9 protein-coding genes are annotated in these 15,377 nt (G+C 47.5%); 7 read left to right on the top strand and 2 right to left on the bottom strand.

The features are described 5' to 3' along the window. The first annotated feature begins 26 nt into the window (after positions 1–26). The 3 genes from celB to MKY98_RS25565 all read left to right on the top strand — a co-directional run bounded on the left by celB (position 27) and on the right by MKY98_RS25565 (position 3,755). Positions 27–1,355 (top strand): PTS cellobiose transporter subunit IIC, encoded by a 1,329-nt coding sequence (gene celB, locus MKY98_RS25575; RefSeq protein ID WP_029518772.1) that lies wholly within the window; start codon positions 27–29, stop codon positions 1,353–1,355. Between the two features lie 72 nt (positions 1,356–1,427). Next, positions 1,428–2,837, top strand: coding sequence for a glycoside hydrolase family 1 protein (locus MKY98_RS25570; RefSeq protein ID WP_049817047.1), 1,410 nt, complete (start codon positions 1,428–1,430; stop codon positions 2,835–2,837). A 207-nt stretch (positions 2,838–3,044) separates the two neighbouring features. After that, positions 3,045–3,755, top strand: a complete 711-nt coding sequence (locus MKY98_RS25565; protein WP_029518770.1) for a GntR family transcriptional regulator — start codon at positions 3,045–3,047, stop codon at positions 3,753–3,755. Between the two features lie 94 nt (positions 3,756–3,849). On the opposite strand, the gene MKY98_RS25560 is transcribed toward MKY98_RS25565, so the two are convergent. After that, complete coding sequence (locus MKY98_RS25560; RefSeq protein ID WP_069012255.1) at positions 3,850–5,391, bottom strand: family 43 glycosylhydrolase; 1,542 nt, start codon at positions 5,389–5,391, stop codon at positions 3,850–3,852. 344 nt (positions 5,392–5,735) lie between these two features. On the opposite strand from MKY98_RS25560, the gene hmpA reads away from it, so the two are divergent. Beyond that, positions 5,736–6,965 (top strand): NO-inducible flavohemoprotein, encoded by a 1,230-nt coding sequence (gene hmpA / locus MKY98_RS25555; RefSeq protein ID WP_069012254.1) that lies wholly within the window; start codon positions 5,736–5,738, stop codon positions 6,963–6,965. Positions 6,966–7,075: 110 nt separating this feature from the next. Here hmpA and serS read toward each other — a convergent pair whose 3' ends face one another. Continuing rightward, a complete protein-coding gene (gene serS / locus MKY98_RS25550; RefSeq protein ID WP_069012253.1) occupies positions 7,076–8,365 on the bottom strand; it encodes a serine--tRNA ligase in 1,290 nt (429 codons plus the stop codon). A 523-nt stretch (positions 8,366–8,888) separates the two neighbouring features. On the opposite strand from serS, the gene MKY98_RS25545 reads away from it, so the two are divergent. The 3 genes from MKY98_RS25545 (at position 8,889) to MKY98_RS25535 (ending at position 15,188) form a co-directional block, all read left to right on the top strand. Further along, positions 8,889–11,441: a DUF2339 domain-containing protein gene (locus tag MKY98_RS25545; RefSeq protein WP_069012252.1), complete on the top strand. Its 2,553-nt coding sequence runs from the start codon at positions 8,889–8,891 to the stop codon at positions 11,439–11,441. A 162-nt stretch (positions 11,442–11,603) separates the two neighbouring features. After that, a complete protein-coding gene (locus tag MKY98_RS25540; protein ID WP_013312591.1) occupies positions 11,604–12,953 on the top strand; it encodes a sodium-dependent transporter in 1,350 nt (449 codons plus the stop codon). A 168-nt stretch (positions 12,954–13,121) separates the two neighbouring features. Next, complete coding sequence (locus tag MKY98_RS25535) at positions 13,122–15,188, top strand: acyltransferase family protein (RefSeq protein WP_069012251.1); 2,067 nt, start codon at positions 13,122–13,124, stop codon at positions 15,186–15,188. Positions 15,189–15,377: the final 189 nt, after the last annotated feature.

The raw sequence follows: 15,377 nt of genomic DNA, 5'->3' as shown, positions 1-15,377 counted from the left end.
AGTCACTTCGCGGGGAGGAATAGGCTTTGTTTGAGAAATTAAGCCGGATACTGATACCTATTGCCGGTAAACTGAACAACAACCGCTATCTTACTGTACTGCGTGATGCATTTATGCTGTCATTTCCATTAACAGTTTTTGGCTCCATCATTGTCGTTATTATCAATCTGCCGTTTCTAAAAGGTTGGATGGGCGACGGTAATTATGCGACTTTTAACAGTCTGCTGAACATTGCGCCGAGTGCGACCCTGAACATCATGACCTTATTCGTGGTTGTCGGGATCGGCTATTATTTATCCCGAAGTTATAAGGTCGAGCCCATATTCGGCGGCATGATCGCGTTGGTCAGCTTCTTGATGCTCACCCCGTTTGTGCTGACACAAGAAAGCGGTGCCACGATTGCTGGTGTCATTCCGTTGGATCGGATTGGGGCCAAAGGCATGTTCCTTGGCATGATCGTTGCTTTTATAGCTGGTGAAATTTACCGAAGAGTGACACAGCGGAACATTATTATCAAAATGCCTCCAGGCGTTCCGCCGGCAGTTGCCAAGTCATTTGCCGCTTTGCTTCCGGCATGTATTACATTGGGCATATTTTTGATCATTAATGTTGTAGTTACACTGACCCTTCATAATAACCTGCATGATCTGATTTATCATGCCGTACAGGCACCGCTGGTACATTTGGGCAGTGGCATTATCCCTACATTGATTGCTATTTTCTTTGTTCAGCTTTTATGGTTCTTTGGTCTTCATGGTCAAATCATTATCAACTCGGTTATGGAGCCGATCTGGAATACGCTGGCACTTGAAAACTATGAAGCATACTCCAAAGGAGCGGAACTGCCGCATATTATCACCAAGCAGTTTGTGGATATTTATACCGTAGGTATCGGTGGTACAGGTATGACACTGGCAGTCGTGCTCACGATTCTGATCTTCCTGAAGAGCAAGCAATTGAAGCAGGTCAGTAAGTTGGCCATTGGACCAGGTCTGTTCAATGTCAATGAACCCGTCATTTTCGGTTTGCCGATTGTGATGAATCCGCTTATTTTTGTCCCATGGGTCATTGCTCCAATGATCGTTACGCTGATTACTTACTTCGCGATGTCCACCGGGCTTGTACCACCGCCTAACGGAATACAGGTCCCTTGGACGATGCCGTTGTTCTTTAGTGGAATGATGGCTACGGGATCTCTAATGGGAGGCGTACTGCAGTTGTTTAATATGGCTGTCGTTTTTGTCATTTGGTTCCCATTCCTGAAATTTATTGATCGGATGAACGTTCGTAAAGAGCAGGAAGAGGAGCTTAACCAAGCAGCCATTGCAGGTAAGGATCAAACTGTTGGAATGTAATGTGAATAAGCTGCTGGATTAGCAGCTTATTCATGCAAAAGAGAGAGGAGTAGAGCTGTGAATCATACCGAAATGAAAGATATCGAGCAGCAAACCATTCAATACCGTTTTCCATCCGACTTCTGGTGGGGCTCATCGGCCTCGGCTACCCAGACAGAAGGAACCATGGAGGGAGACGGCAAAGGACCGAACATTTGGGATTATTGGTTTGAGCAGGAGCCGAACCGTTTTTATGACGGGGTTGGACCTGGCGAAACGTCCCGTTTCTATACCCGTTACAAAGAAGATATTGCACTCATGAAAGAGCTTGGTCACAACTCCTTCCGGTTCTCTATTTCCTGGTCGCGTCTGTTTCCAGCGGGAAGGGGTGCGATGAACCAGAAGGCGGTTGATTTCTATAATGCCGTCATTGCAGAGTTGCATCAGGCGGGGATTGAGCCATTTGTGAGTTTGTATCATTTTGATTTGCCGATGGCTTTACAGGAAAAAGGAGGATGGGTGAACCGGGAGACGGTCGAAGCTTACGTAGATTACGCTAACACTTGCTTTGGGCTATTCGGAGATCGTGTGGCCAAATGGTTTACGCATAATGAGCCGATTGTCCCAGTGGAAGGCGGCTATCTGTACGATTTCCATTATCCGAATGAAGTGGATTTCGGTAAAGCTGTACAGGTGGGATACCATACCCTGTTATCGAGCGCGAGTGCCATTAAGGCATACAAAGAGGGAGGCTACAAGGGCAAAATCGGAATTATTTTGAACCTGACGCCGACCTATCCGCGTAGTCAGCACCCGGCAGACGTGCAGGCTGCTGAAATATGCGATGCGTTCTTTAACCGTTCCTTTTTAGACCCATCTGTGACGGGAGAATTTAACCCTTTGCTCGTGGAACTGTTGCGCCAAGAGGGCTTTGTACCGCTGATGGAAGACGGGGACCGGGAGATTATACGTCAAGGCACGGTGGGCCTGCTGGGGATTAACTATTATCAGCCTCGCAGAGTCAAGGCCCGCGAAAGTCTGCCGAATCCGGACGCGCCTTTTGTGCCGGAACGATTCTTCGATTATTACGCTATGCCTGGCCGTAAGATGAATGAGATGCGGGGCTGGGAGATTTATGAGAAGGGCATTTACGACATTCTGACCAATGTCAGACTGAATTACGGCAACATTGAATGCTTCATTTCAGAAAATGGGATGGGTGTTCAAGGCGAGGAAAAATTCAGGGATGAGCACGGCATGATCCATGATGACTATCGCATTGATTTTATCCGTGAGCATCTCAAATGGGTTCAACGGGCCATCTTGGAGGGCTCCAATGTGAAAGGCTATCACTTATGGACGTTTATGGACAACTGGTCCTGGACGAATGCTTATAAGAATCGCTATGGTTTTGTGTCTGTCGATCTTCAGGACGGCGGCAAAAGATCCGTTAAACAGAGTGGGCACTGGTTCAAACAAGTGATCGAAAATAACGGATTCTAAGGTGGTGGGTGGTCCTCTGGACCGCCTTTTTTTTATCACCGTGCCAAGTTACTCTGTATACTGCTGGTGAGAAAGTATATTGTTCGGTATACTTACTTATACCGTAATACCTCGATGTCCCCGCCTGCAGAACCAAAAGAACCAGCGCTACCGATTTTTTTGGTAAAATGCTGACATAAAACAAATTTTAGTACAGGTGGTAGACAGATGAATAAATACGAACGGATTGCACAAGAGGTCAAGAAGCGTATTATAGATAAGACCTATAGCAGTGATGATCCGATTCCCGATGAAATTTCACTGGCCAGTGAGTTCCGGGTAAGTCGGATGACGATTAAGCGGGCATTGGATACGTTGGTGTCGGAAGGGCTGTTGAATCGTAAAAGAGGACACGGAACCTTTATCGTCAAATCGGTCTACAATGTCCCGGTTAATGTCGTTGTGAATGAAATGCTGGGGCTGACAAACGTACTGCGCGGGAAAGAAATCAAAAGTAAAATCATAGCGTTTGACGTTCAATTTCCATCTGAAGAGGTAGCGGCGCATCTATTTATTGATGCCAATTCTCCTGTGTATCATGTCGTCCGTCTGCGTATTGTAGAGGGCGAGCCCTATGTGATAGAGCGCACATACATGCCTACCAAGCTGATCAGCGGTATTACCGAGCAGGTGTTGCACGGCTCAGTGTACAAACATATTAAGGAGGAGCTGGGCCTTAATATTGTCAGTTCACATCGTACCATCCGCGCGTCCAAGTCGACTGAGCTAGATTGGGAGTATTTGGACTGTGGTGTGGATGATCCGGTTTTAGAAATTGAGCAGGTAGGTTATCTGGATACGGGTATACCGTTTGAATACTCATTCTCACGGCATCGGTATGATAAATTTGTGTTTACCACAGTAAATCGGATACGTTGAGCGAATGAGTACGAAACAGGTGGTAAAGCAAGCATGGCAGAAGAAGCCTATTTGATATGGGATTCTCCTGTCATGTTCTTTTTAATGAAGCAAGTTAATGGCCAAGCAATCTGACTTCATGCACTGTCGGGGTATACCAGTTGTTCGGATTATTGAATAGCACTGCATTTACAAGGTTGATTCGCACGTAGCGAGCTTGAAAATTGACTTTGTCACTGGTAAAACCATATGTGGTATTACCTGTGCGATCAATCGTGGAGTAGTTGACTCCATCCATGCTGTATTCAATTTTGTATTTGTAATACGCTTCAGATCCTTTGTACATAAACCATGAAATACCCACTTCGCGGATGGTCTTGGAACTGCCCAAATCGACCTGCCACCATGCAGGCCAGGATGCGGAAGTAGCCTTCCACGAGGTTTGGGCGTTGCCATCGTTCGCCAGTGAAGCTGGAGAACCGGATGCGGCTGAGCTAGCAGTCGCTGTTTTGCCCTGTGCATGATTCACAAGGGACGGTAGAATTACTGTGCCTGTGGCAGCATCCAGATCCCAGCTACTGTACCAGTTCAGGGTTGCTGTTTTGTTGGCGTCATTCAGAGTTAGTGGTAACCAGATGAATTTGTGGTCGCTCAGATTGAGCGGGTTCCAGCGGTCGCCCATATAGATGTAGCTGGTTCCCGCGCTACCCGTAATCGTGGCGATGGAGTGGATTTGCGATCCATAAGCCGCCGGATCACCGAAGGGCGATAGAGCAGACCAGCTTCCCGTCATGGAACTGGCGGTTGCGTAAGCGCCCTGATTCGGATACCAGCCGGATGCCTGCGAGGTGAACAGGTAGTAGGTGTTGTTCTTTTTCACAACAGCAGGAGCTTCGCGATAGCCATTTTCAAAAATCCAGCCAACAAACGACTGCACGCCTGTATAATCAGCTGTCAGCTTGAAGATCGCCATCGTATCGTTGGCGCCGCCATTTTTACGGGAAGCTGTAATAAGGTAGCCGCTACCGTCAGTATCCGTGAACACCGTCATATCACGAGACTCGTAATTCAGCGGGCGAAAGCTGCCTTGGTAGGCAAAATTTCCGTCGGGTGTATCGCTGGTAGCGACGGCTACACGACCTAGGGAGTAGTCCGTGCCATTTTCATAGTGCGCCCATAATACATATTTTCCGGTGGTTTTGTTGTAGATGACTTTGGGACGTTCGATTTTGCTCGAATTTAGCTCAGGGGCGGAACCTTTGGTGAGAATAGTGCTGCGGAAGGACCAATTTTTCAGATCGGTTGAGGTATACACGTTCACTTTTTCAAATTTCCAGTTTTCGGCGTGCTCGCCGTACCAATAATAAGTGGAACCTACTTTTAGGATATTACCGCTGTTCGCCTGAATGGGGTTACCTGCGGTGTCTTTCCAATCCGTTCCGTTCGTAATGGCCGTGCTTGCTGTTGCGCTCAGGGATAGTTCGGCATTGGCGACGTCCAAACCATTCAGCGCCTGGTTCACTTCGGTCCCGTAGGTTGCTTGCGTAACTCCTGTTGTATGGGCATGGGCTACGTCGGGTTGAAGACCCGCACTGGACACTGCGAACAGGATACAAATCCATGCGGCTAACCATTTGCTGCTGTGGATCCACTTCACGATATCATCTGCCTCCTTTAACACGAATAGGATGGGCCGTAACGGCTTGTCCGGCACCTCATCTTCGATTTTATCCCAATTGGAAGCGTTTACAAGTGGAATAAATTGAAGTCTTTAGAATGGTGAAACTGTTGTTAGGGGAAAGTGCGTTCGTTATATCGGAATTGTTTTTAAATGTGCGTTTTGTCATTGACATGTTCGAATAATTCAAATTTAAAGTGACTAGAATCACATAAACGGTTACTTTAGTTGGGTATACTTGCTTTAAATTGAGGATTAACAAATGGGGCATATGTTGATACACCCTTTGTTGATCTTATTTTGGAGAGAAGAGGGATACAAAGATGCTAAGTGAGCAAACCATTGCAACGATCAAATCGACTGTACCTGTTTTGGAGGTACATGGAACTACAATCACCAAGCGTTTTTACCAGATGATGTTTGAGGCCCATCCCGAGCTTCTCAATATATTCAATCACGCGAATCAGAAGCAAGGACGTCAACAAGGGGCGCTGGCCAATGCTGTATACGCAGCTGCACAGCACATTGACCGTCTGGAGGAAATTATTCCGGTGGTACGTCAGATTGCACATAAGCATCGCAGTTTGGGAATTAAGCCCGAGCATTATCCAATTGTCGGAAAATATCTGCTCGCTGCGATCAAAGACGTACTGGGAGATGCGGCTACAGACGAGATCATTGCCGCATGGGCTGAGGCCTATGGTGTGATCGCTAATGTATTTATAGACATGGAAGCTGAAATGTACAAGGAGGCTGGACAGCAGCAGGGAGGCTGGTCAGACTTTAAGAGCTTTGTTGTGCAGAAAAAGGTTAAGGAAAGCGACCAAATTACGTCCTTTTATTTGGTGCCGCAGGATGGACAGGTGCTGCCTGAATTCGAGCCTGGGCAATATATCAGCTTAAAAATGGAAATTCCGGGCGAACATAATACCCATATTCGTCAATACAGCCTTTCGGATGCACCGGGCCAATCCCACTACCGGATATCTGTAAAGCGCGAGGATGCCGTAGAGTCACGTCCGGCAGGTAAAGTATCCGTATATCTGCATGAGCAGGTACAAGAGGGCGATGTGCTTCAGGTATCTGCACCGGCGGGTGATTTTACGCTGGATCGGGCAGATCGCAGACCTGTCGTGCTGATCAGCGGCGGGGTCGGGCTAACCCCAATGGTCAGTATGCTGGCTTCCTTGGTGAAATCTGCTCCGCATCGGCCTGTCACCTTTGTCCACGCAGCAGTCAACGGAGATAACCATGCTCTGCGCAATGAGGTGGAAAAGCTGGTCGCCACACATGCACAGGCTGCAGTTCGTTGGTGTTACAGCAGACCAACGGAGCAAGATCGGCTGGCACAGGCTTTTCACAAGGAAGGTCGTTTGGATCTGGCCTGGTTGCAATCCGTGATACCGGAACGTAACGCACAATATTACTTTTGCGGCCCTGAGGGATTCATGCAATCGGTATACGGCCTGTTGAAGGAGTGGAATATCCCTGCTTCGGATATCCACTATGAATTCTTTGGCCCTGCCAGCGCTTGGGAAGCAGAAGCACAATGACACAATGAAACATCAAAAAGACGAAGGATATTTGTCCTTCGTCTTTTTTGCGATGATACAATGGGAAATCCTGCTCATGGGGTACTACTTTTCAAAGTGCACTCCTGTTTTCATAACAAGGGAGTACGCAAAAATTCCATACCTCGCGGCATATATGGACGTAAAGCCTCCGGAATACGGATCGAACCGTCCTCTTGCTGGTGATGCTCCAGCAACGGAATCAAAATCCGGGGCGAAGCAACCGCTGTGTTGTTGAGCGTGTAACAATATCGCAGCTTGCCGTCCGCATTACGGTAGCGGATGTTGGAACGACGCGCCTGAAAATCAAGCAGTTGCGACGACGAATGTGTCTCGCCGTAAGCTTGACGGCTAGGCATCCATGTCTCAATGTCCACCTGCTTGTAGGTTTTTTGCGCCATGTCGCCTGTACAGACAGCCATCTTACGGTAGGGCAGTTCCAGCAGTTGAAGCAGGTCCTCCGCATTGCGCGTAATCTCCTGAAACATCTGCTCTGAAGCGTCCAGGCTGGCTTCACAGATGATGACCTGCTCGACCTTGGCAAACTGGTGCACACGATACAGTCCGTGCACATCTCTTCCGGCCGAGCCGACCTCATTGCGGAAGCATACGGACACGGCTGCCAGCCGAATCGGGTCCGTAACATCCACGATCTCACCGCTGTAATACGAGACCAGCGGCACTTCCGAAGTGCCTACAAGCCACTGATCCTCTCCTGTGATGCGATACGTCTGATCCAGTCCGAGCGGGAAGAAACCAGTGCTGCGCATCGCCTCTGCACGTACCATCAGCGGAACATCCAGCAACTGAAATCCGCGTTCAGTCAGCAGATCCACCGCAAGCTGCTGCACAGCCCGATGCAATGCAACCCCTGCTCCCGTCAGATAGTAGTTACGGGTACCGGCTGTTTTGACACCCCGAGGGACATCGATAAGCTTGTGAAGCTCACCAAGCGCCATATGATCCTTTGGCTCAAATCCGAAGTTCGGAACCGTTCCAACCCTCTCCAGCTCTACATTATCCTCATCTGATCTCCCCCGTGGTGTATCTGGCGATACGATATTAGGCATCAGAAGCAAAAGCTGTTGAAACTGTTCTTCTACTTCCTGTTGCGGGGCCTCCAGAAGATCTAGCTGTCCGTTAATTTCTTTGACCTGATGCTTTGCTCCTTCGGCCTGCTCACTCTTACCAGCATGGATTAGCGCACCAATATCCTGACTACACTGATTTCGCTTCTGCCGAAGCTGTTCCACTTCCTGAAGCAGCTGTTTTCTCCGCTCATCCAGAGTCAACAGCTCTGCGACCGATACTTGTATTCCTTTGCCGTCTGCTGCCGTCTGAACCTGTTCTTGATGCTCTCTGATCCATTTGATATCCAACATGACACCGCACTCCTTTTCGGATAAAAATACAAAAAGCGCCCTCATCCATAAGGGACGAGGAGCGCTTTGATCTCGCGGTGCCACCCAAATTGACCGGACAGCATGACAGATGTCATGACTCTCCAATCCACTTTGCTCCGCTGTAACGGGCGGGTCCGGTTTACTTAGGTACATATCGCCATATCCTACGCTAACGTATGGTCCTTGGCGTAAACGCCTCCGAGTTGGATGCTCTTCACAGGCATAATATCGTTTGCTTTTTTGTTAGTATACTGATTTTCGGCAGGGTAATCAAGGGCATGACTCTGCAACACATCCATGCGGGTTTCATGTTTGCGAAGGGAAAAGGTAGGCTTTATTTCTTATGTATATTCGTCCTGCTTTTTTTGTGATGATGAAACTGGAAGAAAATTTAAGTAAAAGCACCAATTTAACGCTCAAAATAGGCTATAGTCTCTATAATGCCTTTTTAATTTCATGTAAAATGTAATGATTACCAAAATGGACAGCGATGGAGGAGAACATGGAGGATTTTAAAGATCGTTTACATACGATCCGCCAAGAACAGAACAAGCTGCTCAAGGAGTATCAAACATTAATCGCAGACTATGAAGCCTCAGATATCATTTTGGAGAATGAGGTTCTGCGAAAAAAGTTCGAGGATTATCAGGCTCGCTGCATTCACTTGGAAGAGCGAGTACGACATATTGAGCAGGAAAATGGAAAATTGCGCACTGCGCTGACGGAGCAAATGCTGAGCGAAAAGGCGAATATGATTCGCATTTCGCGTGAAAAGCTGGAGACCTATTTTGCTTCCAGAACCACAGAAGGGGAAAATCGGCTGACATCCTTTGAATATGGGGCTAAAAACCGAGTGGACCAGCTTATTCAGCAAACTACGCATGAGCTTAAAGAAGATCAGGACGAGATCGTCGCCCGATTACGACTGTTCTCAGAGGAGATACGAGACCGAATCATGGAGCAACGCAGGCGGTTTCAGGAGGCCGAGCGCAAATTGCTTCATCAGACGGCAAGCGAGTTCCAGCAGTTCGGAGAAGAAGAGATCAGCGAAGAAACGATGCAGAAGCGCATGAAGCAAAATCAGTTTGAAATGAAGTTAGGCTTGAACTGGATCAACAAGCTGGGGATTTTGCTCATTATATTGGGTGTAGGAGCCGCATTTAAATACTCATACTCGAACTGGTTTACAGGAAATATGAAGGGCGTTGCCTTCTTTCTGCTAGGAGCGCTGATGCTGGGCGGCGGCGAATGGCTGTACCGCAAGCAGAAGCAGACCTTTGCGCTCGGTATTTTGGGCGGCGGTATTTCTGTACTGTACGGATCGATTTTTTACAGCTACTTTTTGTTAGAAATCATAGGAATGTATACAGGCATAGGCTTGTCCGTACTCGTTACAGTGACCGCTGTGCTACTGTCATTAAGGTATGAATCCCGAACGATATGCTCTTTTGGTTTAGTAGGGGGATATCTTCCGCTCTTTTCCTATATGGCAGCGAACGGGCTGGAAGGGAACGCCGTGTATATCGCCATGGGCTATTTGTTCCTGTTAAACTTGCTGATTCTGCTTGTATCCTTCCGCAAACGGTGGGTCGTCGTGCAATATATCAGCTTTTTGCTTAATACGCCCTTGATGATTGTGCTGGCGTGGTTATCGGAAAGCGCCGTAGCGAGCATGCTGTATGCAGTCATTACATTTGCGATGTACCTCGGGATGACACTGTGGGTGCCGTTCCGTTTAAAAACAAAACTGTCATGGCTGGATTTCTCCCTATTGGCTCTGAATACAGTCGTGAGCTGTTCCGTTCTGTATTCTCTGTTCGGCGATGCAGGCCTGGATGATTATAAAGGCTTGTTGGCTCTCGTCTTTTGCTTGGTGTACGGGGGTCTGGGACAATGGGTCCGTCGATATATTCCAGAGGAGAAACAAACCAAAATATTATTTTATGCGACTTCGTTGACCTTTGCCATCCTTATGATTCCGTTCCAGTTTGGAGTTAGATGGTTATCCATGGGGTGGTTGATCGAAGCGGTTCTTCTTACATTATATGGCCACCGTTACCGGTTGAAGGAATTGGAACGAGCTGGCTGGGGCATTTTATTACTGTGTCTGGGCGCATTCTTTTTCGTCGATTTCCCTATATATCTGTTGTCAGGATTTGAGACGGATTATTTTGGACTCAAATATACGCTCATTACACTGGGAATGTTGGTCGTTACCGTCTTCTATGCGATTGAATTTAGCCGTCCGAATGCTTTCAAAAACAATCGGTTGTACGAAATGCATATCATGCAAGGATTTAAATATGTAGCTTTGGTGAACGTGTATTTCTACCTTTTGTATGAAGCCGGGCATTGGTATAACATCGTTGTATCCGACGAGTTTGCCCATTACACCTTGTACAAAGTATTGTTGTACACCTGCGTATCGCTGGTGTTGGCTTATTTCCTGCCTAAAGTGAAGCTGCTGTACGATCGGGTGATTAAATACTACAGCTTGGCGTTGTACGTCATAGGCTATGCGCTGGCACTGGTGGCCACCGTAGCGATTCCAACTTTGCATGAAAATTATGCGCAAAATACGGCTGCTGATTATGTGGCGTTGGTGGTACTTGCTGCCTTCAATGTGCTGGTATTCTTCAGTAGCAGGGATTTCTTGAACGCACTGATGACCCGACATTATAGAAGTAATGAGTTATATCCGGTCATTATGGGTGTATATTTGCTGGGCATCATAACCGCCTTTCTCGGAGTTCAGTTCCGTCTGGGGGATGCTGGTCTTGTGTTCAGTCTGGTGTATTTGCTACTGGCCATTTTGTATATTGTATACGGCTTCCTCAAGCGAGTGGTCTACATTCGCAGATTTGGATTGGGCTTGACCTTGCTGTCGACAGGTAAGCTGCTGTTGTATGATCTGCATCTATTAACGACAGGAAGCACAATTGTAGCCTACTTCTCTTTTGGTGTTGTACTGTTGGCGATTTCGTATATTTATCAAAAGGTATCCAATCGCATGGGAGAGACCATAATAAAGAAGGATATTGAAGAAAAAATGTAGTTTTCTGTTGTATTGTGTAGATACCGAACATTATGAAAATAAATCCGGTAATAGTGAAAAATTATGCATGACCTTACATCCTACTTACGCTATAATGAGTAAAAATTATTTATGTGCGCATGCTCATGTTTATGCGTAAGTAGAGAGAATGAGGGGGATATAATGAATTTGAGCAAGGGGCAGAATAGCCTGTCTGATAAAAATGAACGCTTCTCGTCAGCTGGATTTATATTGGCGGCGATCGGAAGTGCGGCAGGACTAGGTAACATTTGGAAATTTCCGTATATTACAGGACAATATGGCGGAGCTGCATTTTTCTTATTGTTTATTGTCTGCCTGTTGCTTGTTGGTTTGCCTGTACTTTTAGCAGAGCTTGCGCTTGGTCGTGCAGGTCGAGGAAGTGCTGCTTCTGCAATGGTAAAAGTAGGCGGTCATCCGATTTGGGGCAAGATGAGCATCATGTTTGTTATCGTACCGTTTGTTATCTTGTCGTTCTATGCCATTGTAGGAGGCTGGACACTGCATTATGCCGTAGAGGCATTTAGCGGAAATCTGTTTTCAAATAATGATTTTGCTGGACAGTTCGCTTCTTTTTCCTCCGGCTATGCGCCGTTGGTTTGGCTGTTAGTTGTTTTTGCATTTACAGCAGTCGTGGTTACGCTTGGGGTATCGAACGGGATTGAAAAGTTCAATAAAATTTTGATTCCTGCCAAGGTCATTCTGCTGCTCGTGTTGATGATTAACGCTCTTATGCTGCCAGGCTCTGGTGCGGGCGTATCCTTCTTTCTGAATCCTGACTTCTCTAAGCTAAGTATAGAGTCTGCATTGGTTGCTTTGGGACATGCCTTCTTCTCACTCTCACTTGGGATGGGGATTATGATCACGTACGGTGCATATGTGGATCGCCGTCAATCCCTGGGTGGAGCCATGCTGGCCGTTGGTGGTGGAGATTTAATCTATGCGTTTATCGCAGGTATGATTATTTTCCCTACAACCTTCTCCTTCGGAATTAACCCGGCTCAAGGACCATCGTTGGTTTTCATTGCTTTACCGGCTGCTTTCTCGGCAATGCCTTTTGGTGCATTCTTCGGCGGTTTGTTCTTCGTACTGCTGGCGGTTGCTGCGTTAGGTTCTATGGTATCCTTGCTGGAAGTTCCAGTAGCCTATGTCATGGAGCGTATGCGTTGGAGCCGGGTTCGCTCGGTTATCGTCGTATCGGTCCTGTGCTTGATGCTGGGCGTCCCTTCTGCATTGTCCATGGGGCTGGTGCCAGAGTTAAAAGTAGGGGATAAATCATTCTTTGATTTCGTAGACTTCACCGCGTCCAACATCTTCTTACCGTTAGGCGGTTTGTTGATTGTTATATTCACAGGTTACTACTGGAAGACTGCGGCTGAGCATGCGAACATCAAACCCTTCTGGTTCAATGTATGGTTATTCGGTCTTCGGTATGTTGCACCGATCCTGATGTTGTTGGTCTTCCTTCATACCTCAGGTATCATCAAATTTTAAGAGAATAGAATACGAATAAAAAGGCATTTTCTTCCTAAGGGAAGAGATGCCTTTTTTTGTATATCTATCAGTGGTTACCTAACTGTGGAAAGGAATGATATAATAAAAACATTGTCATTAATTTTAACTTCAATGAAATCATTACGATTATGAAGTTTTATATAATGAATGAAAAGGCTACAGGGCATCGCACAGACGATGTGCAGGAGAGGGAAAGGGCAGAAGAGCATTGAAACAGACAGGGAGCTTGAATTTGCAAGAAGGACGGCGGCTGAAATGAAGTCTAATCGGTTGTCGTCACAACGTCGTTATATGCCAGGTTTGGATGGTTTAAGAGCGCTGGCGGTCATCGCAGTCATTGTGTATCATCTGAATCCGGATTGGTTGCCGGGCGGTTTGTTGGGTGTAGGCGTGTTTTTTACGTTGTCGGGGTATCTGATTACAGATATTTTGGTTAGTCAGTGGGATACATATCATAGTTTTAAAATGAAAGATTTCTGGCTGCGTCGTGCCAGAAGGTTGCTGCCTGCCATGTTGACGGTTGTGGCTGTCATCGTCCTGTGCTCGTTGCTCTTCGATCCGTCACGGCTAACGGCCTTGCGCGGAGATGTTCCTGCCGCATTGGTGTATATGAGTAATTGGTGGTTTATTTTCCATCAGGTTTCGTATTTTGAAAGTTTCGGCCCCCCTTCTCCGCTTGGGCATCTGTGGTCGCTGGCGGTGGAGGAGCAGTTTTATATCCTGTGGCCTTTACTGCTGGCGCTCGGGCTAAAATTCATGCCCAAGCGTATTGTGCTTGCAGGCTGGGTGATTTGTCTGGCGTTAATATCTGCACTCCTGATGGCCGTGATTTACGTACCGGGAAGCGACCCGAGCCGGGTGTATTACGGCACGGATACGCGTGGATTTGCTTTACTAATTGGTGCAGCGCTGGCCTTGGTGTGGCCAAGCGGCAAGCTGAAAGAGCAAGCTTCTGCTAAGGCGCGTATGCTTCTGGACAGCATCGGTGCGATAAGCTTGCTGCTGCTTTGTCACTGGGCGTGGGCCTCGAATGAATACGACCCATCTCTGTACCGGGGCGGCCTGCTGGGCATAGCCTTGGTCACTGCTATTGTGGTCGCAGCGTTGGCTCATCCGGTAAGCCACCTTGGTCGTCTCCTTGGAATCAAGCCGCTACGCTGGATTGGAGCCCGTTCCTACGGTCTGTATCTGTGGCATTTTCCGGTTATTACGCTAACGACGCCTCAAGTAGATACCGATGGCGTACATATGACGCGTATCATTTTACAATTGCTAGCTACCGTATTGCTGGCATCTCTCTCGTTTAAATATATCGAGGAGCCAATTCGCCATGGAGGATTCCGCCACTGGATTACAGAAATCCGTTCAGCGGTTCGTAGACAGGCGCGGTGGAGATGGATGCCTACAACTACAGCGGCTGTGCTTTTTGCAGGTATTCTCATGGGTACCGTCCACCTGTACGTGGCTTCTCCTGATGCAACGATTCAGGCGGCATCAAGTGATGAGAAGCCAGTCGCAAAGGCAAAGGCGATGCAGCCACTTCACGGAACGGTATCCGTGGCTTCCAAGGAGCCCCAAGCCACCAAGCTGCAAGGATCCGAGGGCAGCAAGGCGCAGACCCCAGCCCTGTCTCAAGCCCAGACGCCTAAAAACACGGCGGTCCAGGTGGGTACTACGGATGATGTTACGAAACCGTCGGAACCTTCGGACAAACCCAAAGAAGATACGCCTATGACAGGTGATGGGTCGAGTGTGACCGCCATTGGAGACTCTGTCATGTTAGATGTACAGTCGTACCTTCAGGAATCCTTCCCGGGAGCTGTTGTAGATGGGCGGATCGGTCGTCAGATGGCCGAAGCGCCTGCCGTACTGGAGCAGCTAAGACAGAACGGACAGCTAGGTAAGACAGTTATCATTGAGCTGGGCACGAACGGCGCTTTCACTAAGGATCAGTTGGCGAATTTGCTCGCCAGTCTGAAGGATACGAAGCGTATTATACTCGTGAATACCCGTGTGCCTCGGCCATGGGAGAGTATTGTGAACAAGCATCTTGCCGAAGCTGCATCCCAAGACCCACGAATTACAATGATTGACTGGTATGCAGCAAGCTCTGGTAAAAATTCATATTTCGAGCATGACGGAGTACATTTAAAACCTAAAGGTGCTAAAGCTTATGCGTCCTTGTTAGCTCAGGTCCTAACGAAACAATCGTAATAAACTGCAATGATACTCGTAATTATGCAAATGCAAGACAAGAAAGCCATCGGGAGTAGGTTGTCCTCTGGTTGAAGTGCATCCCTAAATTTTCACCGGCTTAAACCTAAGGGTTTTTCCAATGTCCATTCTAAGGTGTGTACATCCACCCTGATCCGGTGGTTTTTCTTATTTTAGTGTGGAGGTACA

It is taken from the genome of Paenibacillus sp. FSL M8-0228, from assembly GCF_038007385.1.
GTDB classification, from domain to species: domain Bacteria; phylum Bacillota; class Bacilli; order Paenibacillales; family Paenibacillaceae; genus Paenibacillus; species Paenibacillus polymyxa_D.
The sequence above is the reverse complement of the archived record's forward strand: the minus strand, read 5'-3'. Positions and strand labels throughout refer to the sequence as shown.

What these genes read in the sequence shown, in the direction of transcription:
- hmpA (WP_069012254.1), top strand. Translation starts at nt 5,736, where the DNA reads ATGCTAAGTGAGCAAACCATTGCAACGATCAAATCGACTGTACCTGTT.
- MKY98_RS25565 (WP_029518770.1), top strand. Translation starts at nt 3,045, where the DNA reads ATGAATAAATACGAACGGATTGCACAAGAGGTCAAGAAGCGTATTATA.
- serS (WP_069012253.1), bottom strand. Translation starts at nt 8,365, where the DNA reads ATGTTGGATATCAAATGGATCAGAGAGCATCAAGAACAGGTTCAGACG.
- MKY98_RS25570 (WP_049817047.1), top strand. Translation starts at nt 1,428, where the DNA reads ATGAAAGATATCGAGCAGCAAACCATTCAATACCGTTTTCCATCCGAC.
- MKY98_RS25540 (WP_013312591.1), top strand. Translation starts at nt 11,604, where the DNA reads ATGAATTTGAGCAAGGGGCAGAATAGCCTGTCTGATAAAAATGAACGC.
- MKY98_RS25535 (WP_069012251.1), top strand. Translation starts at nt 13,122, where the DNA reads ATGAAAAGGCTACAGGGCATCGCACAGACGATGTGCAGGAGAGGGAAA.
- MKY98_RS25545 (WP_069012252.1), top strand. Translation starts at nt 8,889, where the DNA reads ATGGAGGATTTTAAAGATCGTTTACATACGATCCGCCAAGAACAGAAC.